Raw genomic sequence first — 1,568 nt, 5'->3', positions numbered from 1 at the left:
ACGCCGAGCAGGGTGCCGACGGCGTAGACGTGCGTCATCCGCGAGCTGAGCAGGGTGGAGACATGCTGCTGCGGGTCCGGCCGGCCGTGGGCGTCGAGCCAGCGGGCGCCGCCGGCCGGATCGGCGGTCCGGCGCCCGAACGCCAGCAGCTCCCGGGTGTGCTGGTCCAGCCAGCGGTGATGGGCGGGGTTCGTCGGCCAGGGGGACATCTGGATCACTGTAGGGGGACCGCCGTCCTCATGCCGGGGCAATCCCCGGTGGCGCGGCGCTGCCGGGCCGGTCGACGCTCATGGCCATCAGGGCGACGTCGTCGTCGAGCTCGTCGAAGGTGCCCAGCAGTTCCACGAACGCCGCCACGGCCCCGGGCGCGTCGGTCGGCGTCAGCGTGCCGGCGAACGCTTCCAGGGCCTCGCTGCCGAAGCGCTGATCGCCGGTCTTCGCGTCGGTGAGGCCGTCGCTGTAGAGCACCAGCGTGTCGCCCGGGTCCAGCCGCAGCGTCCGGCTGACCAGCCGGGGATCCGCGATGATGCCGATCAGGGTGCCGCCGGTGGTGTGCTGGTGGCGGGCCTTGCCGTCGGGGCGCAGCAGCAGCGGCGGCGGATGCCCGCCGCCGGCGATGGTGGCCGTCCAGCCGGTCCCGTCCGGGGTCAGCAGGCCGGACACGACCGTGCAGTGCCGGTGGGCCTGGCTGCGGTACTCCTGGTAGAGCACCGAGTTGAGGTTGCGCAGGACCGCCTCGGGCGTGGGGTCGTAGACGGCGGCGGCGCGCAGCGTGTAGCGGGCCGCGGCGGTCACGGCCGCCGCCTCGACCCCCTTGCCGCAGACGTCACCCAGGAAGAAACCCCAGCGGCCCTCGCTGAGCGGGAACAGGTCGTAGAAGTCGCCGCCGACCTCGTCGGGTGAGGCCATCCGGTAGTGGCCGGCCGTGCGCATGCCCGCCGGTGCGGGCAGGCTGACCGGCAGCAGGCTGCGCTGCAGGCCGGAGACCAGGCCGCGGAGCCGTTCCCGGTCGCCCTCGGCGTCGCGCCGGGCCCGCAGCAGCTCCTGCTCGTACGCGCGGCGCTCCCGGGCGTCGAAGATCGTGGTGCGCACCATCAGCGGCGTGCCGTCGGCGCCGGTCCTGACCGTGGCGGTGACCAGCACCGGCAACCGGGTGCCGTCGGCCGCACGCCGCTGCAGGGCGATGCCGTTGATCTCGCCGCGCATCCGCAGCAGCGGCGCCAGGTGGGTCTCGTGGAAGACCTGGCCCCCGACGGTGAGCAGGTCGACGAAGCGGCGCCGCCCGACCAGCTCCTCGCGGGTGTGCCCGAGCCAGCCCAGGAGTGTGGAGTTGACCCGCACGATCGTGCCGTCGGGCAGGGTGGCGAGATTGCCGCAGGGGGCGTTGTCGTAGAGCTCGTCGGTGTCGTCGCCGATGAGGGCAGCCAGCTCCGAGGGGTCCCCGACGGAGCGGGACGAGACCGCGTCCATCAGCCCATACTTTCACCCCGCCCGGCGGCGGGCGAGCGGAGGCGGGTCAGCGGCGGTGCCGGCGCACGCCGCTGCGCTGGTGGTCGCGCCGGCGCCGG

The 1,568-nt window shown here is 74.6% G+C and carries 1 protein-coding gene and 1 pseudogene; both read right to left on the bottom strand.

Translation table 11 applies throughout. The annotated features are described in order from the left end of the window. Positions 1-209 (bottom strand): annotated as a pseudogene (locus AB0C29_RS47680) (AGE family epimerase/isomerase); the annotation flags it as partial. A gap of 28 nt (positions 210-237) precedes the next feature. Beyond that, positions 238-1,470 (bottom strand): SpoIIE family protein phosphatase, encoded by a 1,233-nt coding sequence (locus AB0C29_RS47675; protein WP_360834902.1) that lies wholly within the window; start codon positions 1,468-1,470, stop codon positions 238-240. Between the last annotated feature and the right edge of the window lie 98 nt (positions 1,471-1,568).

It is taken from the genome of Actinoplanes sp. NPDC048791 (assembly GCF_040650095.1).
GTDB lineage: Bacteria > Actinomycetota > Actinomycetes > Mycobacteriales > Micromonosporaceae > Actinoplanes.
Note: the sequence above shows the minus strand (reverse complement) of the source record. Positions and strands in the feature narration are given on the sequence as shown.